The organism is Micromonospora sp. MW-13, from assembly GCF_003434305.1.
Taxonomy (GTDB): Bacteria; Actinomycetota; Actinomycetes; order Mycobacteriales; family Micromonosporaceae; genus Micromonospora.
Genome location: NZ_QKKX01000003.1, coordinates 13,596 through 37,801, shown reverse-complemented (window position 1 = coordinate 37,801; position 24,206 = coordinate 13,596). Strand labels below are relative to the sequence as shown.

The window sequence follows — 24,206 nt, the reverse complement described above, 5'->3', positions numbered from 1 at the left end:
TTCGGGGTAGACCGAGGCGCCCGCCCAGTCATGGACAACTGAGCGGGCGCCACGGGTTCTGCCCTACAGCTCGGTGACGGAGCCACCGGCGGCGGTGATCTTCTCCTTGGCCGACGCGCTGAACGCGTGCGCCGACACCTGGAGAGACACGCCGCTCAGGTCGCCGGTGCCGAGGACCTTGACCGGCTGGCCCTTGCGGACCGCGCCGGCCTCGACCAGCTCCAGCGGGCCGACCTGGCCGCCGTTCGGGAACAGCTCGGCGAGCCTGTCCAGGTTGACCACCTGGAAGACCACCTTGAACTTGTTCTTGAAGCCCTTCATCTTCGGCAGTCGCATGTGGATGGGCATCTGCCCACCCTCGAACGCCGCCGAGATGTTCTTGCGGGCCTTGGAGCCCTTCGTACCGCGACCGGCGGTCTTGCCCTTGGAGCCCTCACCGCGACCCACGCGGGTCTTCGCGGTCTTGGCACCGGGCGCCGGGCGCAGGTGGTGGACCTTGATCGTCATTACTCGACCTCCTCGACCTTCACGAGGTGGTTGACCGTGAAGATCATGCCACGGATCTCCGGCCGGTCCTCCTTGACCACCACGTCGTTGATCCGCTTGAGACCGAGCGAGCGCAGCGAGTCACGCTGGTTCTGCTTGGTCCCGATCCCGGACCGGACCTGGGTGACCTTCAGGCGAGCCATCAGGACGCCACCCCCGCCCGCGACGCCAGCATGGCGGCCGGCGCGACGTCCTCGACCGGCAGGCCACGACGGGTCGCGACGGCCTCCGGGGACTCCAGCCCCTTCAGCGCCGCCACCGTGGCGTGCACGATGTTGATCGGGTTCGACGACCCGAGGCTCTTGGAGAGCACGTCGTGGATGCCGGCGCACTCCAGCACGGCACGCACCGGGCCACCGGCGATGACGCCCGTACCGGCGGAGGCCGGCTTGAGCAGCACCACGCCGGCCGCGGCCTCACCCGTGATCGGGTGCGGGATCGACTGGCCGATCCGCGGCACCTTGAAGAAGTGCTTCTTGGCCTCCTCGACGCCCTTGGCGATCGCCGCGGGCACCTCCTTGGCCTTTCCGTAGCCCACGCCGACGGTGCCGTCGCCGTCGCCAACGATCACCAGGGCGGTGAAGCTGAAGCGACGACCACCCTTCACGACCTTGGCGACGCGGTTGATCGCGACGACCCGCTCGAGGTGCGGGGTCTTCTCGACGGGCGCGTTTCCGCGGCCGCCCTCACGGCGGTTGTCGCGGCGACCACCCTCGTTGCCACCGGACCCGCCGCCACGGCGCTGTTGACCTGGCATCAGCAGCCTTCCTTCTCTCTCGTGACGGGGTTTCTAGAACTCGAGCCCGGCTTCGCGGGCGGCGTCGGCAAGCGCGGCGACCCGCCCCGCGTACCGGTTGCCACCGCGGTCGAAGACGACCTTCGAGACGCCGGCGGTCTTGGCCCGCTCGGCGAGCAGGGTGCCGACCTTGCCGGCCAGGGCGCTCTTGTCGCCCTCGGTGCCGCGCAGCGAGGCGTCCAGGGTCGAGGCCGACGCCAGGGTGTGCCCCTTGGTGTCGTCCACGATCTGGGCCACGATGTGCCGCAGCGACCGGGTGACGACCAGACGGGGACGCTCGGCGGTGCCGCTGACGTTCTTGCGGACCCGGAAGTGTCGACGCGCACGGCCGACGGCGCGCTTGGCGGCAACGCCGCGGCGGCGCTTGAGCAGCGTGGCGCTCACTTCTTACCTGCCTTTCCAGCCTTGCGGCGGATGACCTCGCCCTGGTACTTCACACCCTTGCCCTTGTACGGCTCCGGCGGGCGGATCTTCCGGATGTTGGCGGCGACCTCACCGACCAGCTGCTTGTCGATGCCGGCCACGTGGAACAGGGTCGGCTTCTCGACCGTGAAGGTGATGCCGTCCGGCGCGGGGACCAGCACCGGGTGCGAGAACCCGAGCGCGAACTCCAGGTCCTTGCCCTTGGCCGTGACCCGGTAACCGGTGCCGGCGATCTCCAGGCTCTTGCGGTAGCCCTCGGTCACGCCGACGATCATGTTGGCGACCAGCGTACGGCTGAGGCCGTGCAGCTCCTTGGCCTTGCGCTCGTCGTTCGGCCGGTTGACGTTCAGCTGGCCGTCCTCGGCGCGCTCCGCCGTGATGGGCTCGGCGAGCGTGTGCGACAGCTCGCCCTTCGGGCCCTTGACCTTGACGGTCTGGCCGTCGATCGTGATGTCGACGCCGGCGGGCACCGGGATCGACTTACGTCCAATACGCGACATTTCTACCTGTCTCCCGTTACCAGACGAAGGCGAGGACTTCCCCGCCAACGCTCCGCTTGCGGGCCTGCCGGTCGGTGAGCAGCCCCTGGGACGTCGAAATGATCGCCACGCCCAGCCCGCCGAGCACCCGCGGGAGCCCGTCCGACTTGGCGTACACCCGGAGACCGGGCTTGGACACGCGCTTGATGCCGGCCAGGCTCCGCTCGCGGTTCTGGCCGTACTTCAGCTCGACGACCAGTCGCTTGCCGACGGCACCCTCCTCGGGCTCCTCGACCGACCAGGTGGCGATGTAACCCTCGGTCTTCAGAACCTCGGCGATGTTCGCCTTGATCTTGGAGTAGGGCATCGTCACCCGGTCGTGGTACGCCTGGTTGGCGTTACGCAGACGCGTGAGCATGTCTGCGATCGGGTCGGTCATCGTCATGGATTTCGTCAGCCTTTCTCGCCGGGGTTCCCGGGGCGATGAGCCCCGGGCCTACGGCGAAGAGCAATACATGATCGGTGCAAGGGGCCCCGGCCGGCAGCCGGGGCGCGGTCGCCCTTACCAGGAAGCCTTGGACACGCCCGGCAGCTCACCGCGGTGGGCCATCTCCCGGATGCAGACCCGGCAGAGACCGAACTTGCGGTAGACCGCCTTGGGACGCCCGCACCGCTGGCAGCGGGTGTACGCGCGAACCGAGAACTTCGGCTTCGCGGCCGCCTTGATGATCAGCGCCTTCTTGGCCATCTCAGTTCTCCTTGAACGGGAAGCCCAGAAGCTTGAGCAGCGCCCGGCCCTCGTCGTCGGTCGTGGCGGTCGTGACCACCGTGATGTCCATGCCCCGCTGGCGATCGATCTTGTCCTGGTCGATCTCGTGGAACACCGACTGCTCGGTCAGACCGAACGTGTAGTTGCCGTGCCCGTCGAGCTTGCGCCCGTCCAGACCGCGGAAGTCGCGGATACGCGGCAGCGCGATCGACAGCAGGCGGTCCAGGAACTCCCACATCCGGTCGCCGCGGAGGGTGACCTTCGCACCGATCGGCATGCCCTCGCGGAGCTTGAACTGCGCGATGGACTTGGTCGCCCGCCGCACCTGCGGCTTCTGGCCGGTGATGGTGGCCAGGTCCCGCACGGCGCCGTCGATCAGCTTGGCGTCCCGGGCGGCCTCGCCGACACCCATGTTGACGACGATCTTGACCAGCCGCGGCACCTGCATGGGGTTGCCGAAGCTGTGCTGCTCCTGCAGCTTGGCCACGATCTCGTTGCGGTACCGCTCCTTGAGGCGCGGCATGGTCTTGGTTTCGGTAGCCGTGGTCATCACAGGTCCTTACCGGTGCTACGCGCGATGCGGACCTTCTGGCCATTGTCGTCGAAGCGGTACCCGACGCGGGTCGGGTTTCCCTCGGAGTCCAGGACCTGCACGTTGGAGACGTGGATCGGGGCTTCCTGGGTGACGATGCCACCGGTCTTGGCGCCACGCTGGGTGGTGCTGATGCGGGTGTGCTTCTTGACCCGGTTCACGCCCTCGACCAGGACCTTGTCCTGCCGCGGGTAGGACGCGATGACCTTGCCCTTGGCACCCTTGTCCTTGCCGGCGATGACGACGACCGTGTCGCCCTTCTTGACCTTCACGGTCACAACACCTCCGGCGCGAGGGAAATGATCTTCATGAACCGCTTGTCCCGCAGCTCCCGGCCCACCGGGCCGAAGATACGGGTACCGCGCGGGTCCCCGCCGTCCTTGATGATGACGGCGGCGTTCTCGTCGAAGCGGATGTACGAGCCGTCCGGCCGCCGCCGCTCCTTGGCGGTGCGGACGACGACGGCCTTGACGACGTCGCCCTTCTTGACACCGGCACCCGGGATCGCGTCCTTGACGGTGGCCACGATGACGTCGCCGATGCTCGCGTAGCGCCGACCCGAGCCACCGAGAACCCGGATGCACAGGATCTCCCGGGCACCCGTGTTGTCGGCGACGCGCAGTCGCGACTCCTGCTGAATCACGTCTATCTCCTATGTCTGCCGGTTCTCCGGCCGCCTGCCGCGGCCGGAGCCTGGCGGAACCCGCGCCCGACTGAAGCCGGGCGAGATCGAGCCTTCGCTACTTGGCCTTTTCCAGGATCTCCACGATCCGCCAACGCTTGGTGGCGGACAGCGGCCGGGTCTCCATGATCAGGACCCGGTCGCCGATGCCGGCGGCGTTCTGCTCGTCGTGCACCTTCAGCTTGCTGGTCCGGCGCATGATCTTGCCGTACAGCGCGTGCTTGACCCGGTCCTCGACCTCGACGACGACGGTCTTGTCCATCTTGTCGCTGACCACGAGGCCCTCACGCACCTTCCGGCGGGCCCGCGCGTCGGCGGTGGTGGTGTTCTCGCTCATGATGCAGTCACCTCAGTCGGCGCGGCCGAGAGACCCAGCTCGCGCTCACGCATGATCGTGTAGATCCGGGCGATCTCCCGACGGATGACCTGCAACCGCCGGTTGTTGTCCAGCTGCCCGGTCGCGCCCTGCACGCGGAGGTTGAACAGCTCCGCCTTGGCCTCGCGCAGCTTCGTGACCAGCTCCTCCTCGGAGAGCTCACGCAGCTCGGAGGCCTTAACGCCCGCTGCCATCAGGATTCACCCACTTCGCGCGTAACAATGCGGCACTTCATCGGGAGCTTGTGGATCGCGCGACGCATCGCCTCTCGCGCGATCTGCTCGTTGGGGAAGGACATCTCGAAGAGGATCCGCCCCGGCTTGACGTTGGCGACCCACCACTCGGGCGAGCCCTTACCGGAACCCATCCGGGTTTCGGCCGGCTTCTTGGTCAGGGCCTGGTCCGGGAAGATCGAGATCCAGACCTTGCCGCCACGCTTGATGTGGCGGGTCATCGCGATACGCGCCGACTCGATCTGCCGGTTGGTCACGTACGCCGGCTCGAGAGCCTGGATCCCGAACTCGCCGAACACCACGCGGTTGCCACCCTTGGACGCGCCGTGGCGGTCGGGGTGGTGCGGCTTGCGGAAGCCCTTCGGGGGCTTGCGCGGCATCAGCATCTGTCAGCCCTCCTGCTGCGTTTCTGCCGGAGTCGAAGCGGCCGAGGCGACAGCAGCGCTGTCGACCGGCTCGCCGCTCGGCGTCTCAGCCTGCTGCGCGATGGTGGTCGCGGCAGCCCGCCCGGCCTCGGTGCCACCGGCGGTCGTACCGGACGAGCCGGACCGACCACGGCGCGGCCGCTCGGGGCGGTCGCCACGCTCACGGCGCGGGCGCGACGGCGCCTCGGACGGGGTCTCCCGACCCGGCACCGCGTCACCCTTGTAGATCCAGACCTTCACGCCGATGCGGCCGAAGGTGGTACGGGCCTCGAAGAAGCCGTACTCGATGTTGGCCCGCAGCGTGTGCAGCGGAACCCGACCCTCGCGGTAGAACTCGGTCCGGCTCATCTCGGCGCCGCCGAGACGACCCGAGACCTGGACCCGGATGCCCTTGCAGACCGGGTTCTTCATCGCCGACTGCATCGCCTTGCGCATCGCCCGACGGAAGCTGACCCGGCTGGAGAGCTGCTCGGCGACGCCCTGGGCGACCAGCTGCGCGTCCGACTCGGGGTTCTTCACCTCGATGATGTTCAGCTGCACCTGCTTGCCGGTGAGCTTCTCCAGCTCGCCGCGGATCCGGTCGGCCTCCGCACCCTTGCGGCCGATGACGATGCCCGGCCGGGCGGTGTGGATGTCGACGCGGACCCGGTCCCGGGTGCGCTCGATGTCGACCTTGGAGATGCCGGCGCGCTCAAGACCCTTGGACATCATCCGGCGGATCTTGACGTCCTCGCCGATGTAGTCCTTGTAGAGCTTGTCCGCGAACCAGCGGGACTTCCAGTCGGTCGAGATGCCGAGCCGGAACCCAGTGGGGTGAACCTTCTGACCCATTACTCGGCGCCCTCCGTCTTGCTCTCCGGCTCAGCGGCCCCGGCCTGCTTCGCCGGGGTGGCCTTCTTCGCCGCGGACTTCTTCGGCGCGGCCGGCGCGACCGCCTCGACCGCCACGGTGATGTGGCAGGTGCGCTTGCGGATCCGGTACGCCCGGCCCTGCGCCCGCGGCCGGAACCGCTTCATCGTCGGGCCCTCGTCGACGAACGCCTCGCTGACGAGCAGCGCATCGGGGTCCAGCCGCTCGTTGTTCTCCGCGTTCGCGATCGCGCTCGCGAGCACCTTGTACACCTGCTCGCTCGCAGCCTGCGGCGCGAACTGCAGCACCGTGAGCGCCTCCTTCGCGGGCAGGCCGCGGACGAGGTTGACCACCCGGCGCGCCTTCATCGGCGAGATGCGCACGTGCCGCGCAATCGCCCGCGCGCCCGGAAGCACCGGAGCGTCGCCCTTTCCTGGCATCGCTGTAACCCCTTGTTCCTCTATCCGTATGCCCGCGGCGTCAGCGCCGGCGGCTCTTCCGGTCGTCCTTCTCGTGACCCTTGAACGTGCGGGTCAGCGCGAACTCGCCGAGCTTGTGCCCGACCATCGCCTCGGTGACGAACACCGGGACGTGCTTGCGTCCGTCATGCACGGCGATCGTGTGGCCGAGCATCTCGGGGATGATCGTCGAGCGCCGCGACCAGGTCTTGATGACGTTCTTCGAGCCCTTGTCGTTCTGCGTCTCCACCTTCTTGAGCAGGTGGTCGTCGACGAACGGGCCCTTCTTCAGGCTGCGAGGCATGTCTTATCTCCCTCAGCCGCGCTTACGCGTGGCGTAGCGACGGCGGACGATCAGCCGGTCACTCGGCTGGCCCTTGCGACGGGTGCGGCCCTCGGGCTTACCCTGCGGGTTGACCGGGTGACGGCCACCGGAGGTCTTACCCTCACCACCACCGTGCGGGTGGTCGACCGGGTTCATGGCGACACCACGGACGGTCGGGCGCTTGCCCTTCCACCGCATCCGGCCGGCCTTGCCCCAGTTGATGTTCGACTGGTCGGCGTTGCCGATCTCGCCGATGCTGGCGCGGCAGCGCACGTCGACCCGCCGGATCTCACCGGACGGCATGCGGAGGGTGGCGTACACGCCCTCCCGGCCGAGCAGCTGGATGCCGACGCCGGCCGAGCGGGCCAGCTTGGCGCCGCCGCCCGGACGCAGCTCCACGTTGTGGATGGTGGTACCGACCGGGATGTTGCGCAGCGGCAGGTTGTTGCCCGGCTTGATGTCGGCGCCCGGGCCGGACTCGACCGCGTCGCCCTGCTTCAGGTCCTTCGGCGCGATGATGTACCGCTTCTCGCCGTCGGCGTAGTGCAGCAGCGCGATGCGCGCGGTGCGGTTCGGGTCGTACTCGATGTGCGCGACCTTCGCCGGAATGCCGTCCTTGTCGACCCGCTTGAAGTCGATCAGACGGTACTGGCGCTTGTGCCCGCCACCGTGGTGCCGGGTGGTGATCCGGCCGTGGGCGTTGCGCCCACCCTTCTTCGGCAGCGGCGCCAGCAGCGACTTCTCGGGCGTCGACCGGGTGATCTCGGCGAAGTCGGCGACGCTCGAGCCGCGCCGGCCCGGCGTCGTCGGCTTGTACTTACGGATAGCCATTGTCTACACCCCTCAGCTGACCGGGCCGCCGAAGGCCTCGATACGGTCACCGTCAGCCAGCTTGACGATCGCCCGCTTGGTGGCCTTGCGCTGACCGAAGCCGGTCTTGGTGCGCTTGCGCTTGCCCTCGCGGTTGAGCGTGTTGACCGTCAGGACGCGGACGTTGAAGATCTGCTGGATAGCGATCTTGATCTCGGTCTTGTTGGCGTCCGGGTGCACCAGGAAGGTGTACCAGTTCCGGTTCAGCTCGCTGTAGCTCTTCTCCGAGACGACCGGCGCGAAGATTACGTCACGCGGATCGGCGATCGTGGTCACTTGTCACCCTCCTCGGTGGCCTCGGCCGGAACACCGAGGAACTCGTCCAGGGCGTCCTTCGTGAAGACCACGTCGTCGGCCACCAGCACGTCGTACGTGTTGAGCTGGCCGGCCTCGATCAGGTGCACCCGCGGCTCGTTGCGCAGCGACACCCAGTTCAGCTCGTCGGTGCTGCTCAGCACGACCAGGACCCGGCGGGCCTCGGTCAGCTTGGCCAGCGTGGCCAGGGCGGCCTTGGTCGACGGCTTCTCGCCCGAGACGAACGCCTCGACGACGTGCACCTGCCCGGCGCGGGCCCGGTCGGAGAGGGCGCCACGCAGGGCGGCGGCCTTCATCTTCTTCGGGGTCCGCTGGCTGTAGTCGCGCGGCACCGGGCCGTGGACCACGCCACCGCCGGCGAACTGCGGCGCGCGGATCGAACCCTGGCGGGCCCGACCGGTGCCCTTCTGCTTGTACGGCTTCTTGCCGCCGCCGGCGACCTCGCCGCGGGTCTTGGCCTTGTGCGTGCCCTGACGGGCCGCCGCGAGCTGGGCCACCACGACCTGGTGCATCAGCGAGAGGTTGGCCTGGACGTCGAAGATGTCGCCCGGCAGCTCGACGGAGCCGCTCTTGGCGCCTTCGACGTTGAGGACGTCAACGGTGGTCACTTGGCCACACCGCCCTTCTTCGCCTTGGTCTTGGCCGCGCTGCGGACCAGGACCAGCGCGCCCTTGGGACCGGGGATGGCACCACGGACGAGCAGGAGGTTGTTCTCGGTGTCGACCGCCTGGACGGTCAGGTTCTGGACGGTGTAGCGAACGCCACCCATCCGGCCCGCCATCCGGGTGCCCTTGAAGACGCGACCCGGGGTGGCGCAGGCGCCGATCGAGCCCGGCGAGCGGTGCTTGCGCTCGACACCGTGGCTGGCGCGCAGGCCGTGGAAGCCGTGCCGCTTCATCGGGCCGGCGTAGCCCTTGCCCTTGGTCTTGCCGGTGACGTCGATGCTGACGCCGGCCGGGAACTGCTCGACCGTGACCTCCTGGCCCAGCGAGTAGTCCGCGGCGTCCGCGGTGCGCAGCTCGACGATGTGCCGGCGCGGCGCCACGTCCGCCTTCGCGTAGTGCCCGCTGACCGGCTTCTTCACCTTGCGCGGGTCGATCGTGCCGTAGGCGAGCTGGACCGCGGAGTAACCGTCCTTCTCGGCGCTACGAACCTGGCTGACGACGCACGGGCCGGCCTGAACCACGGTCACCGGGACAACACGGTTGTTGTCCCAGACCTGGGTCATGCCGAGCTTTGCGCCCAGGATCCCCTTGACTTGCCTGTCCATTTGTCCGGTCCCTACAGCTTGATCTCGATGTCGACGCCAGCCGGCAGGTCGAGGCGCATGAGCGAGTCGACCGTCTTCGGGGTCGGGTCGATGATGTCGATCAGCCGCTTGTGCGTACGCATCTCGAAGTGCTCGCGCGAGTCCTTGTACTTGTGCGGCGAGCGGATGACGCAGAAACGGTTGATCTCCGTGGGCAGCGGCACCGGGCCAGCGACCTGCGCCCCGGTACGCGTCACCGTCTCGACGATCTTCCGAGCCGACGAGTCGACGACCTCGTGGTCATAGGCCTTGAGCCGGATGCGGATCTTCTGTCCCGCCATGGTGGCTTCTGTTCCTTCTCTCGATGCCGCTGTGTCGCGGGCACCTGTGCCGGCTGGCACAGGCCCACTTCCGCCGACCCCCGCGGTCGGGCGTGTCGCGCCCTCGGACCAGGCTCCGCCCCGGGACTCCGGAGCTCTGCTGACCGCGCGGTGGGTCATGGCGCCGATCGCGTCACCGCGACCTGGACGCCGTGCGAGGGTGGTTGGCCGCCAGGGACAGGCCAACCACCCTACGCGCGACTGTTCAACGACCCGGAGGTCCAGCGGACGCCGGACGCGGGCGACGAACTGTCGTTACGCAACCTGACTAGTATGCCGCACGCCCGGCGGCAACGCTAATCGGGGTTACCCAGCTCACTTGATGATCTTGGTGACGCGACCAGCGCCGACCGTACGGCCACCCTCCCGGATCGCGAACTTGAGGTTGTCCTCCATCGCGATGGGCTGGATCAGCTTCACGGTCATCGTGGTGTTGTCGCCCGGCATGACCATCTCGGTGCCCTCGGGCAGCGTGACGACGCCGGTGACGTCCGTGGTCCGGAAGTAGAACTGCGGACGGTAGTTCTGGAAGAACGGGGTGTGCCGCCCGCCCTCTTCCTTCGAGAGGATGTAGACGGTCGCCTCGAACTCCGTGTGCGGGGTCGTGGTGCCCGGCTTGATGACGACCATGCCGCGCTCGACGTCCTCGCGCTTGGTGCCACGCAGCAGGAGACCGACGTTCTCACCCGCGCGGGCGTCGTCCAGGGTCTTCCGGAACATCTCGATCGCGGTGACCTTGGTCTTGAAGCCCTTCTCGCGGATGCCGACGACCTCGACGTCCTCGTTCGGGAGCAGCACGCCACGCTCGACACGACCGGTGACGACGGTACCACGACCGGTGATCGTGAAGACGTCCTCGACGGGCATGAGGAACGGCTTCTCGGTCTCGCGCGCCGGCTGCGGGATCGCGGTGTCGACCGCGCTCATCAGCTGGAGCAGCTTCTCGGTCCAGACCGGGTCGCCCTCGAGCGCCCGCAGCGCGGAGACCTGGACGACCGGCAGGTCGTCACCCGGGTACTCCTGCGAGGAGAGCAGCTCGCGGACCTCGAGCTCGACGAGCTCCAGGAGCTCCTCGTCGTCGACCATGTCGCTCTTGTTGAGCGCCACGACGATGTACGGCACACCGACCTGACGGGCCAGCAGCACGTGCTCGCGGGTCTGCGGCATCGGGCCGTCGGTCGCCGCGACCACCAGGATCGCGCCGTCCATCTGCGCGGCACCGGTGATCATGTTCTTGATGTAGTCGGCGTGCCCGGGGCAGTCGACGTGCGCGTAGTGCCGAGACTCGGTCTGGTACTCAACGTGCGAGATCGAGATCGTGATGCCGCGGGCCTTCTCCTCCGGCGCCTTGTCGATCGCGTCGAACGGCGTGTACGGGTTCAGGTCCGGGTACTGGTCGTGCAGAACCTTGGTGATGGCCGCCGTCAGCGTCGTCTTACCGTGGTCAATGTGACCAATGGTGCCGATGTTGACGTGCGGCTTAGTCCGCTCGAACTTCGCCTTCGCCACTGGTGTCCTCCTGTGGACTTCTTGGTTCGTTCGCCCCGGCGCGCCAGGTCGGCGCTTAGGACTCTGTCGACAGCCTTTCCGGCCTCGCGGCCGGAGAGCTTTGGTGGGTTCTGCGGCGATGAAGCCTACAGGCCCGGTCTCACGCAACCCGACCGAGGTGGCCGCGGGCGGGGATACCCTCCCGCGACCGACCCCGGATCATCCGGTCAGCTCAGGTGAGCGTCACTCACCCGTCGCCTTGGCGATGATCTCCTTCGCCACGCTCTGCGGCACCTCGGCGTAGGAGTCGAACTGCATGCTGTAGCTAGCCCGGCCCTGCGTCTTCGACCGCAGGTCGCCGACGTAGCCGAACATCTCCGACAACGGCACCAGAGCCTTCACGATGCGGGCGCCGCTGCGCTCCTCCATCTCCTGGATAATGCCGCGGCGGGAGTTGAGGTCGCCGATGACGTCACCCATGTTCTCCTCGGGAGTGGTGACCTCAACGGCCATCATCGGCTCGAGCAGCGCGGGGTCGGCCTTGCGGGCCGCCTCCTTCATCACCATCGAGCCGGCGACCTTGAACGCCATTTCCGACGAGTCCACCTCGTGGTACTGACCGTCCAGCAGCGTCAGCTTGACACCCACCAGCGGGAAGCCGGCCAGAATGCCGTACTGCATGGCGTCCTGGGCGCCGGCGTCCACCGACGGGATGAACTCCCGGGGGATGCGGCCACCGGTGACGGCGTTGGCGAACTCGTAGGTCGGCGAGTCGTTGTCCAGCGGCAGCGGCTCCAGGCTGACGATCACCCGGGCGTACTGGCCGGAACCACCGGTCTGCTTCTTGTGGGTGTACTCGATCTTCTCCACCTTGCGGCGGATGGTCTCGCGGTACGCCACCTGCGGCTTGCCGATGTTCGCCTCGACGTTGAACTCGCGGCGCATCCGGTCGACCAGGATGTCCAGGTGCAGCTCGCCCATGCCGGAGATGACCGTCTGGCCGGTCTCCTCGTCCAGCTTGACGCGGAAGGTCGGGTCCTCCTCGGCCAGCCGCTGGATGGCGGTGCTGAGCTTCTCCTGGTCGGCCTTGGTCTTCGGCTCGATGGCGACCTCGATGACCGGCTCCGGGAAGGTCATCGACTCCAGGATGACCGGGTTCGCCGGGTCGCACAGCGTGTCGCCGGTGGTGGTCTGCTTCAGACCCTGCACCGCGATGATGTCGCCAGCCTGGGCCGAGCCGCGCTCTTCCCGCTTGTTGGCGTGCATCTGGTAGATCTTGCCGATCCGCTCCTTGCGGTCCTTGGTGGAGTTGACCACCTGGGTACCGGTCTCGACCACGCCGGAGTAGACCCGGACGTAGGTGAGCTTGCCGAGGTGCTTGTCGGTCTGGATCTTGAAGGCCAGGCCGGAGAACGGCTCCGACTTCGACGGCTTCCGCTGCAGCGGCGTCTCGCCGTCGGTGGCCGTGCCCTCGATCGCCGGGATGTCCAGCGGCGACGGCAGGAAGTCCACGACCGCGTCGAGCATGGGCTGGATGCCCTTGTTCTTGAAGGCGGTACCGGTGAGCACCGGGTTGGCCTTGCCGCCGATGGTGGCGCGCCGGATGGCGGCCTTGATCTCCTCGACGGAGATCTCCTCGCCCTCCAGGTACTTCTCCATCACCGCGTCGTCGACGTCGGCCAGGGTCTCCATCAGCTTCTCGCGCCACTCCGCGGCGGAGTCGGCGAGGTCGGCCGGGATCTCCTCGATCGCGTAGTCCTCACCCTTCTGGGTCTCCCCGCGCCAGGTGAGGGCGCGCATGCCGATCAGGTCGACGACGCCGATGAAGTCGGCCTCGGCACCGATCGGAATCTGGAGCACCAGCGGGGTGGCGTTGAGCCGGTCGATCATCATCTGCACGCAGCGGAAGAAGTCGGCGCCGGTCCGGTCGAGCTTGTTGACGAAGCACATCCGCGGGACGTCGTACTTGTCGGCCTGGCGCCAGACGTTCTCCGTCTGCGGCTCCACACCGGCCACACCGTCGTAGACCGCGACCGCACCGTCCAGCACCCGCAGCGACCGCTCGACCTCGACCGTGAAGTCGACGTGACCAGGCGTGTCGATGATCTGGATCGTGTGGCCCTTCCACTCACACTTGGTGGCAGCGGAGGTGATGGTGATACCACGCTCCTGCTCCTGCTCCATCCAGTCCATGACGGCAGCGCCCTCGTGGACCTCACCGATCTTGTACGTGATACCGGTGTAGAAGAGGATCCGCTCGGTGGTGGTGGTCTTACCGGCATCGATGTGCGCCATGATGCCGATGTTGCGTACGTTGGCGAGCGCGTCTGCGGCGGCCACTTCAATCCCTACTTATCGTCGTCTCGACACAACTGGTGGCGGTTCCGGCGCCTCGCGGCGCCGGAACCAGGGTGTTACCAGCGGTAGTGCGCGAAGGCCTTGTTCGACTCGGCCATCTTGTGCGTGTCCTCGCGCCGCTTCACGGCGGCACCCAGACCGTTGCTCGCGTCCAGCAGCTCGTTCATCAGCCGCTCGACCATGGTCTTCTCACGCCGGGCCTTGGAGTACGTCACCAGCCAGCGCAGACCGAGGGTGGTCGCGCGAGCCGGACGAACCTCGACCGGCACCTGGTAGGTGGCGCCACCGACGCGGCGGCTGCGCACCTCGAGGGTCGGCTTGACGTTGTCCATCGCCCGCTTGAGGGTGACGACCGGGTCGGTGCCGGACTTCTCGCGGCAGCCCTCCAGGGCGGCGTACACGATGCGCTCGGCGAGCTGGCGCTTGCCGCGCAGCAGGATCTTGTTCACCAGCTGGGTGACCAACGGCGAGTTGTACACCGGGTCAGCGACCAGCGGCTTCCGCGGAGCGGGTCCCTTACGCGGCATCTCAGCTCTTCTCCCTCTTCGCGCCGTAACGGCTGCGCGCCTGCTTACGGTTGCGGACACCCTGGGTGTCCAGCGAACCGCGAACGATCTTGTAACGGACGCCGGGGAGGTCCTTCACCCGGCCGCCGCGAACAAGCACGATCGAGTGCTCCTGCAGGTTGTGACCCACGCCCGGGATGTAGGCGGTCACCTCGATCTGGCTGCTGAGCTTGACACGAGCGACCTTGCGGAGCGCCGAGTTCGGCTTCTTGGGGGTGGTGGTGTACACGCGGGTGCACACACCGCGCCGCTGAGGGGAACCCTTCAGCGCCGGGGTCTTGGTCTTGGTCGTCTTGGCCTGGCGGCCCTTTCGGACCAGCTGCTGAATCGTGGGCACCGGGTTTCTCCGCTCCCTTCGGCCGCCATCCGGCGGCCGCGCCGTCTACTCGTAGCCAGCCCTGATGGGAAGGCTCTCCTACATTCCGGCCGAGGCCACCTTGCGATGGTCCCGACACCCGCGGTCGGGCGTGTCGCCCAGCTCACGGTCCCGGCACCGCCGCTCGCGCGCGCACCGGTTTTCTGTCGCCGGCACGCGATGGCCGCGCGCCGGGTCCTTGGCTCTGTCGTGTCGCCGCGCGATCACCGGTCGTCCGGGTCCAGCGCACGCACGAGTTGCCCGGGCAGGCCCGGGCACAAGGGGGAAGAGTACCTATCACAGCCGCACAGGTCAAAACGGGGCGGTCCCGGAGATCGGCGTCACCGCCCTGCCGGCCGAACCGTCGTGCCTGCCCATCCGCGACGAGCACCTACAGAGACAAGTGTAACGGCTCCCGCCGGACCCGGCCCGTCGCCCCCGTACGACCGCCGCCAGGGCCGGGACCAGCGTCACCCGGCCCCGCCCCGGCCCTCCGCCGACGCCGCCCGCTCAGCCGAGGCCGAGGAGCAGCGCCAGGCCCAGGCCCAGCAGGCTGAGTGCCAGACCCGTCGCGCCGCAGCTGATCCCGGCCACCGCCAGGCCCCGGCCGGCGAAGCGCACCGCGGGCGGCGACGCGGGCCGCCGGATCTGCCGCGTGCCGAGCAGGCCGGCGACCACCGCCGCCGTGCCGGCCAGGACGCCGAGGACCGCGAACACCCCGGCGGCCCAGGCCCCCTGGGTGCCGGCGGTCGCCCCCAGGCAGACCACCAGAAGCGAAATCAGGGCCGACGCGATCCCGGCCACCAGGGAGCCGACGGCGAGCCCCGAGGTGACCGGGGGGACGTCGAGGTGCACCACACCGAACGGGGTGCCCGGCACCGGGTCGACCCGCTTCGGCGGCCGGGGGGCCTCCCGCGGTGGCGGGGGCACCCGCCCCCAGCCGGTGCCCGGCCCGCCCCAGGCGGCACCCGTCGGCTGGCCCGGACGTCCCACCGGCCCCGATCCGGGATACGCCGGCTGCGCGGACCAGGGCGCCTGCCCCGGGTACGGGCCGGGGTCGGCCGGCCGCTCACCGCCGGGTGACGCACCGGGCTGCGGCGCGGCGCCGAACTGCGGACCGGGACCGGGGTGCGGACCGGGACCGGGGTACGGACCGGGACCGGGGTACGGACCGGGGCCGGGGTACGGACCGGGGCCGGGGTGCGGACCGGGGCCGGGGTGCGGACCGGGGCTCGCCGGGACGGACCCGGCGCTCCCGACCGACGCGGGCGGCGGGGAGACCGGAGGCGGGGCGTATTCCACGGAGGCGACCTCCGGGGCGATCCGGGGCTCGGTGGCCGGCCTGGCCCACGGGCTCCCTCCCGGCGCCGCCGGGGACCCGGCCGGGTCCGGGAGCGCGGCGGGCGGCTCCGCCCGGTCGCCCGAGGGCCGCGCCGGTTCCGTCACGAGGTCCTCCTGTCGCCGGTCGGTGTCCACCGCCGCGCGACGGACACCGGCCAGGCTACCGCCGCCGCCCCACCCCCCGTGGGTGGGCGGGGAGGCATCCCCCGGGACGGTCAGTCCATGTTCGGCGCGTAGTCGTGCCCGAACGGCTCCCCGGCTAGCCGGACCACGCCGATCACCACCGCGACCACCACGGTCGCCGCGAACAGGACCAGGCCCGTCCAGGCCAGTCGCTCCCCCCGCCGCAGCCAGGCGGCGCCGGTGAGGTAGCCCCCCGAGGCGTACGCCTCCCGGCGGGCCTGCCGGGCGAGCACCAGAGCGAGTGTCGCCGGCACCACCCCGCCGACGAAGATCCCGGTTAGGGCGCCCATCAGGCCGAGGGCGAAGACCGCGCGGGCCTTGCTGGAACGGACCGGGTCCGGGTCGAGCGGATGGCGCGGCCCCGGCTGCGCGACGGGCGCCGGCCCGGGTGCGGTCGTCATGCCCCCATCATGCCCCGCCCGCCGGCCGCCCGGCTGCGTCCGTGGGGAGCAGACCGGTCGTCGACCGCCCCACGCGGGGCAGCGAACCGGGTGCGGGCCGGTCCGGCACCCGGCGTGACCTGCCGGGACTCGATCCCCGACCGCACCCGGCCCCCGGTCCGACGGTCCCCGGGACGCGACGAGGCCCCCGGCGGCGCCGGGGGCCTCGTCGTCAGTGCGTGCTCTAGCGGTACGACCCGAAGTCGAAGTCGTCCAGCGGCACGGCCTGCCCGCTGGCCGGCCCGAAGCCGTAGTCGGTCTCCGGGTACCCGGTCATCGAGTAGACCTTGGCCTTGGCCTCCTCGGTCGGCTCGACCCGGACGTTGCGGTACTTGCTGATGCCCGTACCGGCCGGGATGAGCTTACCGATGATCACGTTCTCCTTGAGGCCGACCAGCGAGTCGCTGCGCGAGTTGATCGCCGCGTCGGTCAGCACCCGGGTGGTCTCCTGGAAGGAGGCCGCCGAGAGCCAGGAGTCCGTGGCCAGCGAGGCCTTGGTGATACCCATCAGCACCGGACGACCGGCGGCGGGCTCGCCGCCCTCGGACACGAGTCGGCGGTTCTCCGACTCGAACAGCGCCCGGTCGACCAGCACGCCCGGCAGGAACTCGGTCGAGCCGGAGTCGATGACCGTCACCCGCTTGAGCATCTGGCGGATGATGATCTCGATGTGCTTGTCGTGGATGAGCACACCCTGCGAGCGGTAGACCTCCTGGACCTCCTGGGTCAGGTGGACCTGGACCGCGCGCGGGCCGAGGATGCGCAGCAGCTCGTGCGGGTCGATGGTGCCCTCGGTGAGCTTCTCGCCGACCTCGACGTGGTCGCCGTCGTGGGCGCGCAGCCGGACCCGCTTGGAGATCTTGTCGTAGACGATCTCCTCGCTGCCGTCGTCCGGCACCACGATGATCTTCCGCGACCGCTCGCCGTCCTCGATCCGGATCCGGCCCGGGGTGTCGGCGATCGGCGCCTTGCCCTTCGGGACGCGGGCCTCGAAGATCTCCTGGACACGGGGCAGACCCTGGGTGATGTCCTCACCCGCGACACCACCGGTGTGGAACGTACGCATCGTCAGCTGCGTACCGGGCTCACCGATCGACTGGGCGGCGATGATGCCCACCGCCTCGCCGACGTCCACGGTCTTGCCGGTCGGCAGCGAGCGGCCGTAGCACGCGCCGCAGACGCCCAGCTTCGACTCGCAGGTGAGCACGCTGCGCACCCGCACCGTCTCCACCCCGGCGGCGACGATCCGGTCGACCCCGATGGAGTTGATGTCCTGGCCCCGCTCGGCGACGACGTTGCCGTCCGGCCCCTTGATGTCGTCGGCCAGGGTCCGGGCGTGCACGCTGGTCTCGGCGTGCTCGTGGACGTACAGCTTGCCGTCGCGCCGCTCGCCGATCTGCATCGGGATGGCCCGGTCGGTGCCGCAGTCCTCCTCGCGGATGATGACGTCCTGCGACACGTCCACCAGACGACGGGTCAGGTAACCCGAGTCGGCGGTCCGCAGCGCGGTGTCGGCGAGACCCTTACGGGCACCGTGCGTGGAGATGAAGTACTCCAGCACGGACAGACCCTCCCGGTAGCTGGCCTTGATCGGCCGGGGGATGATCTCGCCCTTCGGGTTGGCCACCAGACCACGGATCGCGGCGATCTGGCGGAGCTGGAGCAGGTTACCGCGGGCACCCGAGTTGATCATCTTCCAGAGCGGGTTCTCCTGCGGCAGCGCGGTGTCCATCTCCTTGGCGACCTCGTTGGTCGCCTTGGTCCAGATCTCGATGAGCTCGCCGCGACGCTCCTCGGCGGTCATCAGACCCCGCTGGTACTGCTTGTCGATCCGGTCGGCTTCCTTCTCGTACCGCTCCAGGATCTCCCGCTTGCGCGGCGGAGCGATGACGTCCTCCATGCCGATCGTCACGCCGGACCAGGTGGCCCAGTGGAAACCGGCCTCCTTGAGGCCGTCCAGGGTGGCGGCCAGCGCCACCTTCGGGAAGCGCTCGGCGAGGTCGTTGACGATCGCGGAGAGCTGACCCTTGCGGATCTCGTAGTTCACGAAGCGGTAGCCCTGCGGCAGCGTCTCGTTGAACAGCACCCGGCCCAGGGTGGTCTCGACGGTAAGCGGCTCACCCTCGACCCAGCCCTCCGGCGCGACCCACGGCTCGGCGCCGGCGCCGTTGTCGACCCCGACCAGCCCGCGCAGGCGGATCTTCACCGGCGCCTGCAGGTGCAGCTCGCCGGCGTCGAAGGCCATCCGCGCCTCGGCGTCCGAGCTGAACGGCCGGCCCTCGCCCTTCTCACCGGCGGTGAGGTGGGTGAGGTGGTACAGCCCGATGACCATGTCCTGGGTGGGCATGGTGACCGGCTTGCCGTCGGCCGGCTTGAGGATGTTGTTCGATGACAGCATCAGGATCCGCGCCTCGGCCTGGGCCTCGGCGGACAGCGGCACGTGCACCGCCATCTGGTCACCGTCGAAGTCGGCGTTGAACGCGGTGCAGACCAGCGGGTGGATCTGGATCGCCTTGCCCTCGACGAGCTGCGGCTCGAAGGCCTGGATGCCCAGTCGGTGCAGGGTCGGCGCGCGGTTCAGCAGCACCGGGTGCTCGCCGATGACCTCTTCCAGCACGTCCCACACGACCGGCCGCTGCCGCTCGACCATCCGCTTGGCGGACTTGATGTTCTGCGCGTGGTTGAGGTCCACCAGCCGCTTCATCACGAACGGCTTGAACAGCTCCAGCGCCATCTGCTTGGGCAGGCCGCACTGGTGCAGCTTCAGCTTCGGGCCGACCACGATGACCGAACGGCCGGAGTAGTCGACGCGCTTGCCGAGCAGGTTCTGCCGGAACCGGCCCTGCTTGCCCTTGAGCATGTCGGACAGCGACTTGAGCGGGCGGTTACCCGGGCCGGTGACCGGCCGGCCGCGGCGGCCGTTGTCGAACAGCGCGTCGACGGCCTCCTGGAGCATCCGCTTCTCGTTGTTGACGATGATCTCGGGCGCGCCGAGGTCGATCAGCCGCTTGAGGCGGTTGTTCCGGTTGATCACGCGGCGGTACAGGTCGTTCAGGTCGGAGGTCGCGAAGCGGCCACCGTCGAGCTGCACCATCGGGCGCAGGTCCGGCGGGATGACCGGGACACAGTCCAGCACCATGCCGAGCGGCGAGTTGCGGGTGTTCAGGAAGGCCGCGACGACCTTGAGCCGCTTGAGCGCCCGGATCTTCCGCTGGCCCTTGCCGGAGCGGATGGTCTCGCGCAGGCTCTCGGCCTCGGCGTCGAGGTCCATGTTCTGGACCAGCGCCTTGATGGCCTCGGCGCCCATGCCGCCGGTGAAGTACTCGCCGAACCGGTCGCGCAGCTCCCGGTAGAGCAGTTCGTCGGTGACGAGCTGCTTCGAGTCCAGCTTGCGGAAGGTGTCGAGCACCTCGTCCAGGCGGTCGATCTCGCGCTGGGCCCGGTCGCGGATCTGGCGCATCTCGCGCTCTCCGCCCTCCTTGACCTTGCGCCGGACGTCCGCCTTCGCGCCCTCGGCCTCCAGCTCGGCCAGGTCGGCCTCGAGCTTGGCGGCCCGCTTCTCGATCTCCGAGTCGCGGCTGTTCTCGGCCTGCCGCTTCTCGGCCAGGATCTCGTTCTCGATGGTCGAGAGGTCACGGTGACGCGACTCGGCGTCCACGCTCGTCACGACGTACGAGGCGAAGTAGATGATCTTTTCGAGGTCCTTCGGGGCGAGGTCCAGCAGGTAGCCCAGCCGGCTCGGCACGCCCTTGAAGTACCAGATGTGGGTCACCGGAGCGGCCAGCTCGATGTGACCCATCCGCTCCCGGCGGACCTTGGAGCGGGTCACCTCGACGCCACAGCGCTCGCAGATGATGCCCTTGAACCGGACCCGCTTGTACTTACCGCAGTAGCACTCCCAGTCCCGCTGCGGGCCGAAGATCTTCTCGCAGAAGAGCCCGTCCTTTTCCGGCTTGAGGGTGCGGTAGTTGATCGTCTCAGGCTTCTTGACCTCGCCGTGGGACCACTGACGGATGTCGTCGGCGGTGGCGAGGCCGATGCGCAGCTCGTCGAAGAAGTTGACGTCGAGCACTATGTCCCCTATGTCGTCGTCTTTACAGCTAGATCATGGGCGGGGTTGGGGGGCCGGCCGACCCGCGTCGGGATCAGGCCTGACCGCCCAGAGCGGGTCGATCGGCCCCCCCAACCCTCACCACCTACACCTCTTCGACCGAGCTCGGCTCGCGCCGGGACAGGTCGATGCCCAGCTCCTCCGCGGCCCGGAACACCTCGTCATCGGTCTCGCGCATCTCCAGGGCCACACCGTCGCTGGAAAGCACCTCCACGTTGAGGCACAGCGACTGCAGCTCCTTGAGCAACACCTTGAACGACTCCGGAATGCCCGGCTCCGGGATGTTCTCGCCCTTGACGATCGCCTCGTAGACCTTGACCCGGCCCAGGACGTCGTCGGACTTGATCGTCAGCAGCTCCTGCAGGGCGTACGCGGCGCCGTACGCCTGCATCGCCCAGCACTCCATCTCACCGAAGCGCTGGCCACCGAACTGCGCCTTACCACCCAGCGGCTGCTGCGTGATCATCGAGTACGGGCCGGTCGACCGGGCGTGGATCTTGTCATCGACCAGGTGGTTGAGCTTCAGGATGTAGATGTAGCCGACCGCGATCGGGTCCGGCAGCGGCTCGCCCGAGCGGCCGTCGAACAGCTGCGCCTTGCCGGAGGAGCCGATCAGCTGCTTGCCGTCCCGGTTGGGCAGGGTCGACGCGAGCAGACCGGAGATCTCCTCCTCGCGGGCGCCGTCGAAGACCGGCGTGGCCACGTTGGTGTCCGGCTCGGACTCGTGCGCCTCGATGGAGCGCAGCTGGCGCTTCCACTCGGAGTCGTCGCCCTCGACGTTCCACCCCGTCTTGGCCACCCAGCCGAGGTGCGTCTCCAGCACCTGGCCGATGTTCATCCGGGACGGCACACCCAGCGGGTTGAGCACGATGTCGACGGGGGTGCCGTCCTCCAGGAACGGCATGTCCTCGATCGGCAGGATCTTCGAGATGACACCCTTGTTGCCGTGCCGGCCGGCGAGCTTGTCGCCGTCCTGGATCTTCCGCTTCTGGGCGACGTAGACCCGGACCAGCTCGTTGACGCCCGGGGGCAGCTCGTCGCCGTCCTCCCGGGAGAAGGTACGCACGCCGATGACCGTGCCGGTCTCACCGTGCGGCACCTTCAGCGAGGTGTCCCGGACCTCGCGCGCCTTCTCGCCGAAGATCGCGCGGAGCAGCCGCTCCTCCGGGGTCAGCTCGGTCTCGCCCTTGGGCGTGACCTTGCCGACCAGGATGTCACCGGGGACGACCTCGGCGCCGATCCGGATGATGCCGCGCTCGTCGAGGTCGGCGAGCATCTCCTCGCTGACGTTCGGGATGTCGCGGGTGATCTCCTCCGGGCCGAGCTTGGTGTCCCGGGCGTCGACCTCGTGCTCCTCGATGTGGATCGAGGTGAGCACGTCCTGCTGCACGAGGCGCTGCGACAGGATGATCGCGTCCTCGTAGTTGTGGCCCTCCCAGCACATGAACGCCACCAGCAGGTTGCGCCCGAGCGCCATCTCGCCCTCGTCGGTGCACGGACCGTCGGCGATGACCTGGCCGGCCTCGACGCGGTCGCCCTCGAAGACCACCGGCTTCTGGTTCACGCAGGAGCCGGCGTTGGAGCGGCGGAACTTGTGCAGCAGGTACGTCCGGCGGTGGCCGTCGTCCTGGTGGATGGTGATGTAGTCGGCGCAGAGGTCCTCGATGACACCGCCGACCTCGGCCACGACCACGTCACCGGCGTCGACGGCGGCGCGGTACTCCATGCCGGTGCCGACGAGCGGCGACTCGGCCTTGACCAGCGGCACGGCCTGGCGCTGCATGTTCGCGCCCATCAGGGCCCGGTTGGCGTCGTCGTGCTCGAGGAACGGGATCATCGCGGTCGCGACCGAGGTCATCTGCCGCGGCGAGACGTCCATGTAGTCGACGGCGCCGGGAACCACGTCCTCGGTCTCGCCGCCCTTACGGCGGCACAGGACCCGGTCCTCGGCGAACGTGCCGTCGGCCTTCAGCGGCGCGTTGGCCTGGGCCTTGACGAACCGGTCCTCCTCGTCCGCGGTCAGGTAGTCGATCTGGTCGGTGACCCGACCGTCGACGACCTTCCGGTACGGCGTCTCGATGAAGCCGAACGGGTTGACCCGGGCGAAGGTGGAGAGCGCGCCGATCAGGCCGATGTTCGGGCCTTCCGGCGTCTCGATCGGGCACATCCGGCCGTAGTGGGACGGGTGCACGTCGCGGACCTCGAAGCCGGCCCGCTCCCGGGACAGACCACCCGGACCGAGCGCGCTCAGCCGACGCCGGTGGGTCAGGCCCGCCAGCGGGTTGGTCTGGTCCATGAACTGGGACAGCTGCGACGTGCCGAAGAACTCCTTGATCGCCGCCACCACGGGGCGGATGTTGATCAAGGTCTGCGGCGTGATCGCCTCGACGTCCTGGGTGGTCATCCGCTCGCGGACGACCCGCTCCATCCGGGACAGGCCGACCCGGACCTGGTTCTGGATCAGCTCACCCACGGTACGCAGGCGCCGGTTGCCGAAGTGGTCGATGTCGTCGGCCTCGTAGCCGTCCTCACCGGCGTGCAGCCGGCACAGGTACTCCACGGTGGCGACGATGTCGTCCTCGGTCAGAGTGCCGGTGGTGATCGGCACGCCCACTTCGAGCTTCTTGTTGAACTTGTACCGACCGACCTTGGCGACGTCGTACCGCTTCGGGTTGAAGAAGAGGTTGTCGAGCAGGGTCTGGGCGTTCTCGCGGGTCGGCGGCTCGCCAGGGCGGAGCTTGCGGTAGATGTCTAGCAGCGCCTCGTCCTGGCCGGCGATGTGGTCCTTCTCGAGCGTGGTCATCAGCAGCTCGGACCAGCCGAACTTCTCGCGGATCCGCTCGGCGGACCAACCGATGGCCTTGAGCAGGACCGTGACGGCCTGCCGGCGCTTGCGGTCGATGCGGACGCCGACCGTGTCGCGCTTGTCGATGTCGAACTCCAGCCAGGCACCCCGACTCGGGATGACCTTGACGCTGGAGAGGTCGCGGTCGGAGGTCTTGTCCGGCTGCTTGTCGAAGTACACGCCCGGGGACCGGACGAGCTGGCTGACCACGACGCGCTCGGTGCCGTTGATGATGAAGGTGCCCTTGGGCGTCATCATCGGGAAGTCACCCATGAACACCGTCTGGCTCTTGATCTCGCCGGTGGTGTTGTTGGTGAACTCCGCCGTCACGAACAGCGGGGCGCAGTAGGTCAGGTCCTTCTCCTTGCACTCCTCGATCGAGGCCTTGACCTCGTCGAAGCGCGGTGCCGAGAAGGAGAGCGACATGGTGCCGGAGAAGTCCTCAATGGGACTGATCTCGTCGAGGATTTCCGCGAGACCCGAGCGTGCGTGCGGGTCGTCCGCCGACCGGCCCTGCCAAGCCTCGTTGCCGACGAGCCAGTCGAAGGACTCGTTCTGGATGGCGAGGAGGTTGGGGACCTCGAGGTGTTCGGTGATCCTGCCGAAAGAGACTCGGCGGGGAGCGAAAGCGCTCGACGTACGACTGGTCTTCGCAGGGCGGGAAGCTGCCAAGATGCGTCCTTCCGAGGACCGGTGCTGCAGAACGGCTGGTACGCGTGCACTCCAATGACCCCACCAGAAATACCCGCAAT

The 24,206-nt window shown here is 68.8% G+C and carries 29 protein-coding genes; all 29 read right to left on the bottom strand.

What is annotated here, in order from left to right; translation table 11 throughout:
* Positions 1-63: 63 nt before the first annotated feature.
* The gene (rplO, locus tag C5N14_RS02130; RefSeq protein WP_117665109.1) at positions 64-507 is read right to left on the bottom strand and encodes a 50S ribosomal protein L15; all 444 of its coding nucleotides are present in this window, start codon (positions 505-507) and stop codon (positions 64-66) included.
* Entirely contained in the window at positions 507-689 is a 183-nt protein-coding gene (gene rpmD, locus C5N14_RS02125; protein WP_074314584.1) for a 50S ribosomal protein L30, read from the bottom strand. Before rpmD ends, rplO begins: the two co-directional genes overlap by 1 nt.
* The gene (rpsE, locus tag C5N14_RS02120; protein WP_117665108.1) at positions 689-1,303 is read right to left on the bottom strand and encodes a 30S ribosomal protein S5; all 615 of its coding nucleotides are present in this window, start codon (positions 1,301-1,303) and stop codon (positions 689-691) included. Before rpsE ends, rpmD begins: the two co-directional genes overlap by 1 nt.
* 33 nt (positions 1,304-1,336) lie before the next feature.
* Positions 1,337-1,726, bottom strand: coding sequence for a 50S ribosomal protein L18 (gene rplR, locus C5N14_RS02115; RefSeq protein WP_117665107.1), 390 nt, complete (start codon positions 1,724-1,726; stop codon positions 1,337-1,339).
* The gene (gene rplF, locus C5N14_RS02110) at positions 1,723-2,265 is read right to left on the bottom strand and encodes a 50S ribosomal protein L6 (protein ID WP_117665106.1); all 543 of its coding nucleotides are present in this window, start codon (positions 2,263-2,265) and stop codon (positions 1,723-1,725) included. Before rplF ends, rplR begins: the two co-directional genes overlap by 4 nt.
* Positions 2,266-2,281: 16 nt before the next feature.
* A complete protein-coding gene (rpsH, locus tag C5N14_RS02105) occupies positions 2,282-2,689 on the bottom strand; it encodes a 30S ribosomal protein S8 (protein ID WP_007073022.1) in 408 nt (135 codons plus the stop codon).
* 117 nt (positions 2,690-2,806) lie between these two features.
* Positions 2,807-2,992 carry a type Z 30S ribosomal protein S14 gene (locus C5N14_RS02100; protein ID WP_007465272.1) on the bottom strand — a complete coding sequence of 62 codons (186 nt, stop codon included), beginning with the start codon at positions 2,990-2,992 and terminating at the stop codon, positions 2,807-2,809.
* Position 2,993: 1 nt separating this feature from the next.
* A complete protein-coding gene (gene rplE / locus C5N14_RS02095) occupies positions 2,994-3,563 on the bottom strand; it encodes a 50S ribosomal protein L5 (protein ID WP_117665105.1) in 570 nt (189 codons plus the stop codon).
* The gene (gene rplX / locus C5N14_RS02090) at positions 3,563-3,883 is read right to left on the bottom strand and encodes a 50S ribosomal protein L24 (RefSeq protein WP_207892590.1); all 321 of its coding nucleotides are present in this window, start codon (positions 3,881-3,883) and stop codon (positions 3,563-3,565) included. The genes rplE and rplX overlap by 1 nt, the downstream gene beginning before the upstream one ends.
* Entirely contained in the window at positions 3,880-4,248 is a 369-nt protein-coding gene (gene rplN / locus C5N14_RS02085; protein ID WP_007465279.1) for a 50S ribosomal protein L14, read from the bottom strand. The genes rplX and rplN overlap by 4 nt, the downstream gene beginning before the upstream one ends.
* 97 nt (positions 4,249-4,345) lie before the next feature.
* Positions 4,346-4,624, bottom strand: coding sequence for a 30S ribosomal protein S17 (gene rpsQ, locus C5N14_RS02080; RefSeq protein WP_117665104.1), 279 nt, complete (start codon positions 4,622-4,624; stop codon positions 4,346-4,348).
* Positions 4,621-4,857, bottom strand: a complete 237-nt coding sequence (gene rpmC / locus C5N14_RS02075) for a 50S ribosomal protein L29 (RefSeq protein ID WP_117665103.1) — start codon at positions 4,855-4,857, stop codon at positions 4,621-4,623. Before rpmC ends, rpsQ begins: the two co-directional genes overlap by 4 nt.
* Positions 4,857-5,282 carry a 50S ribosomal protein L16 gene (rplP, locus tag C5N14_RS02070; RefSeq protein ID WP_043965519.1) on the bottom strand — a complete coding sequence of 142 codons (426 nt, stop codon included), beginning with the start codon at positions 5,280-5,282 and terminating at the stop codon, positions 4,857-4,859. Before rplP ends, rpmC begins: the two co-directional genes overlap by 1 nt.
* Before the next feature lie 3 nt (positions 5,283-5,285).
* Positions 5,286-6,152 (bottom strand): 30S ribosomal protein S3, encoded by an 867-nt coding sequence (gene rpsC, locus C5N14_RS02065; RefSeq protein WP_117665102.1) that lies wholly within the window; start codon positions 6,150-6,152, stop codon positions 5,286-5,288.
* Complete coding sequence (gene rplV, locus C5N14_RS02060; RefSeq protein ID WP_117665101.1) at positions 6,152-6,610, bottom strand: 50S ribosomal protein L22; 459 nt, start codon at positions 6,608-6,610, stop codon at positions 6,152-6,154. The genes rpsC and rplV overlap by 1 nt, the downstream gene beginning before the upstream one ends.
* Positions 6,611-6,650: 40 nt before the next feature.
* Positions 6,651-6,932 (bottom strand): 30S ribosomal protein S19, encoded by a 282-nt coding sequence (gene rpsS / locus C5N14_RS02055; RefSeq protein WP_007073032.1) that lies wholly within the window; start codon positions 6,930-6,932, stop codon positions 6,651-6,653.
* Positions 6,933-6,944: 12 nt separating this feature from the next.
* Positions 6,945-7,784 (bottom strand): 50S ribosomal protein L2, encoded by an 840-nt coding sequence (rplB, locus tag C5N14_RS02050; RefSeq protein ID WP_117665100.1) that lies wholly within the window; start codon positions 7,782-7,784, stop codon positions 6,945-6,947.
* A gap of 12 nt (positions 7,785-7,796) precedes the next feature.
* Entirely contained in the window at positions 7,797-8,099 is a 303-nt protein-coding gene (rplW, locus tag C5N14_RS02045; protein ID WP_117665099.1) for a 50S ribosomal protein L23, read from the bottom strand.
* Positions 8,096-8,746 (bottom strand): 50S ribosomal protein L4, encoded by a 651-nt coding sequence (rplD, locus tag C5N14_RS02040; RefSeq protein ID WP_117665098.1) that lies wholly within the window; start codon positions 8,744-8,746, stop codon positions 8,096-8,098. Before rplD ends, rplW begins: the two co-directional genes overlap by 4 nt.
* Entirely contained in the window at positions 8,743-9,408 is a 666-nt protein-coding gene (rplC, locus tag C5N14_RS02035) for a 50S ribosomal protein L3 (protein WP_117665097.1), read from the bottom strand. The genes rplD and rplC overlap by 4 nt, the downstream gene beginning before the upstream one ends.
* 11 nt (positions 9,409-9,419) lie before the next feature.
* Positions 9,420-9,728: a 30S ribosomal protein S10 gene (rpsJ, locus tag C5N14_RS02030; protein WP_007073037.1), complete on the bottom strand. Its 309-nt coding sequence runs from the start codon at positions 9,726-9,728 to the stop codon at positions 9,420-9,422.
* Between the two features lie 354 nt (positions 9,729-10,082).
* Positions 10,083-11,276, bottom strand: coding sequence for an elongation factor Tu (gene tuf, locus C5N14_RS02025; protein WP_117665096.1), 1,194 nt, complete (start codon positions 11,274-11,276; stop codon positions 10,083-10,085).
* 222 nt (positions 11,277-11,498) lie between these two features.
* On the bottom strand, positions 11,499-13,595 hold the full coding sequence (gene fusA, locus C5N14_RS02020) for an elongation factor G (RefSeq protein WP_117665095.1): 2,097 nt from the start codon (positions 13,593-13,595) through the stop codon (positions 11,499-11,501).
* A 74-nt stretch (positions 13,596-13,669) separates the two neighbouring features.
* Positions 13,670-14,140, bottom strand: coding sequence for a 30S ribosomal protein S7 (gene rpsG, locus C5N14_RS02015; RefSeq protein WP_091079418.1), 471 nt, complete (start codon positions 14,138-14,140; stop codon positions 13,670-13,672).
* 1 nt (position 14,141) lies between these two features.
* Positions 14,142-14,516, bottom strand: coding sequence for a 30S ribosomal protein S12 (rpsL, locus tag C5N14_RS02010; RefSeq protein WP_117665094.1), 375 nt, complete (start codon positions 14,514-14,516; stop codon positions 14,142-14,144).
* Positions 14,517-15,044: 528 nt separating this feature from the next.
* Positions 15,045-15,413 (bottom strand): hypothetical protein, encoded by a 369-nt coding sequence (locus C5N14_RS02005; RefSeq protein WP_117665189.1) that lies wholly within the window; start codon positions 15,411-15,413, stop codon positions 15,045-15,047.
* Between the two features lie 677 nt (positions 15,414-16,090).
* Positions 16,091-16,459 carry a hypothetical protein gene (locus tag C5N14_RS02000; protein WP_117665093.1) on the bottom strand — a complete coding sequence of 123 codons (369 nt, stop codon included), beginning with the start codon at positions 16,457-16,459 and terminating at the stop codon, positions 16,091-16,093.
* Positions 16,460-16,682: 223 nt separating this feature from the next.
* Positions 16,683-20,570 (bottom strand): DNA-directed RNA polymerase subunit beta', encoded by a 3,888-nt coding sequence (locus C5N14_RS01995; RefSeq protein ID WP_117665092.1) that lies wholly within the window; start codon positions 20,568-20,570, stop codon positions 16,683-16,685.
* Positions 20,571-20,694: 124 nt separating this feature from the next.
* Complete coding sequence (locus C5N14_RS01990) at positions 20,695-24,126, bottom strand: DNA-directed RNA polymerase subunit beta (protein ID WP_117665091.1); 3,432 nt, start codon at positions 24,124-24,126, stop codon at positions 20,695-20,697.
* Positions 24,127-24,206 lie beyond the last annotated feature (80 nt).

Bases quoted from the DNA above. Each gene is read 5' to 3' on its own strand.
- rplO (WP_117665109.1), bottom strand. From the start codon at position 507: ATGACGATCAAGGTCCACCACCTGCGCCCGGCGCCCGGTGCCAAGACC.
- rpmD (WP_074314584.1), bottom strand. From the start codon at position 689: ATGGCTCGCCTGAAGGTCACCCAGGTCCGGTCCGGGATCGGGACCAAG.
- rpsE (WP_117665108.1), bottom strand. From the start codon at position 1,303: ATGCCAGGTCAACAGCGCCGTGGCGGCGGGTCCGGTGGCAACGAGGGT.
- rplF (WP_117665106.1), bottom strand. From the start codon at position 2,265: ATGTCGCGTATTGGACGTAAGTCGATCCCGGTGCCCGCCGGCGTCGAC.
- rpsH (WP_007073022.1), bottom strand. From the start codon at position 2,689: ATGACGATGACCGACCCGATCGCAGACATGCTCACGCGTCTGCGTAAC.
- C5N14_RS02100 (WP_007465272.1), bottom strand. From the start codon at position 2,992: ATGGCCAAGAAGGCGCTGATCATCAAGGCGGCCGCGAAGCCGAAGTTC.
- rplE (WP_117665105.1), bottom strand. From the start codon at position 3,563: ATGACCACGGCTACCGAAACCAAGACCATGCCGCGCCTCAAGGAGCGG.
- rpsQ (WP_117665104.1), bottom strand. From the start codon at position 4,624: ATGAGCGAGAACACCACCACCGCCGACGCGCGGGCCCGCCGGAAGGTG.
- rpmC (WP_117665103.1), bottom strand. From the start codon at position 4,857: ATGGCAGCGGGCGTTAAGGCCTCCGAGCTGCGTGAGCTCTCCGAGGAG.
- rplP (WP_043965519.1), bottom strand. From the start codon at position 5,282: ATGCTGATGCCGCGCAAGCCCCCGAAGGGCTTCCGCAAGCCGCACCAC.
- rpsC (WP_117665102.1), bottom strand. From the start codon at position 6,152: ATGGGTCAGAAGGTTCACCCCACTGGGTTCCGGCTCGGCATCTCGACC.
- rplV (WP_117665101.1), bottom strand. From the start codon at position 6,610: ATGCCAGGAAAGGGCGACGCTCCGGTGCTTCCGGGCGCGCGGGCGATT.
- rpsS (WP_007073032.1), bottom strand. From the start codon at position 6,932: ATGCCTCGCAGCCTGAAGAAGGGCCCGTTCGTCGACGACCACCTGCTC.
- rplB (WP_117665100.1), bottom strand. From the start codon at position 7,784: ATGGCTATCCGTAAGTACAAGCCGACGACGCCGGGCCGGCGCGGCTCG.
- rplC (WP_117665097.1), bottom strand. From the start codon at position 9,408: ATGGACAGGCAAGTCAAGGGGATCCTGGGCGCAAAGCTCGGCATGACC.
- rpsJ (WP_007073037.1), bottom strand. From the start codon at position 9,728: ATGGCGGGACAGAAGATCCGCATCCGGCTCAAGGCCTATGACCACGAG.
- rpsG (WP_091079418.1), bottom strand. From the start codon at position 14,140: ATGCCGCGTAAGGGACCCGCTCCGCGGAAGCCGCTGGTCGCTGACCCG.
- C5N14_RS02000 (WP_117665093.1), bottom strand. From the start codon at position 16,459: ATGACGACCGCACCCGGGCCGGCGCCCGTCGCGCAGCCGGGGCCGCGC.